1 protein-coding gene and 1 pseudogene are annotated in these 700 nt (G+C 35.4%); both read left to right on the forward strand.

Translation table 11 applies throughout. The features are described from left to right. Positions 1-431, forward strand: a 431-nt coding sequence (locus RVS70_RS21665; RefSeq protein ID WP_321134786.1) for a tyrosine-type recombinase/integrase, incomplete at its 5' end; no start/stop codon positions are given. An 82-nt stretch (positions 432-513) separates the two neighbouring features. Beyond that, a pseudogene (locus tag RVS70_RS21670) lies at positions 514-700 on the forward strand (hypothetical protein); the annotation flags it as partial.

Here is a 700-nt window from a genome sequence, read left to right on the forward strand (position 1 = left end):
GTCTTACTGGTATGAGGGTTTCAGAGCTTGTTGATCTAAAGAAAGCAGATATGACTTTGAAAGGGAATCCTTATCTAATTCACATTAATAAATCAAAAGGGAAGAAAGTTAGAGACATTCCAATAAGTAAGGAGAGGTTTCGATATATTCACCGTTATCTTGAATCAAGAAATGATGATTCCGAATACGCCTTTGTAAGTAGATCAAATAAGAAATTAACAACCAGGACAGTTCAAATGCTTTTGAAAGAATACGAGATAACACCTCACATGTTACGCCATACGCTTGCTACTGAATTGGCTAAGAGAGGTTGGGACTTATCTACAATCGCTAGGTTCTTGGGGAACACTGTGGCGGTTGTACAGCGTTATACAATACCTACAGAAAAGCAAATGGCGGATGCAGCAGCAGATGTTTATACTATTGAATGAAATTAATGTAGATAAATAGTCATTATTTGATTAATTGGATAAAATAGGTTTAGAGCTTATTTTCATTGAAAGGGAGAAACAGATGCCAAAGAGTGTGACCCTATATGACTTACTAATATCTTGTCCTTCAGATGTAAAAGAGGAATTGAAAATCATTAATGAAACAGTAGATGATTTTAATAGGATGTTTGGACATGCAAATAATGCCATTATTAATACTAAACATTGGAGTAAGGATTCTTATCCGCAATCAGGCGGAAGGCCACAAG

The sequence above is a fragment of the Virgibacillus sp. M23 genome (assembly GCF_034190895.1).
Lineage (GTDB): Bacteria > Bacillota > Bacilli > Bacillales > Amphibacillaceae > Virgibacillus > Virgibacillus salarius.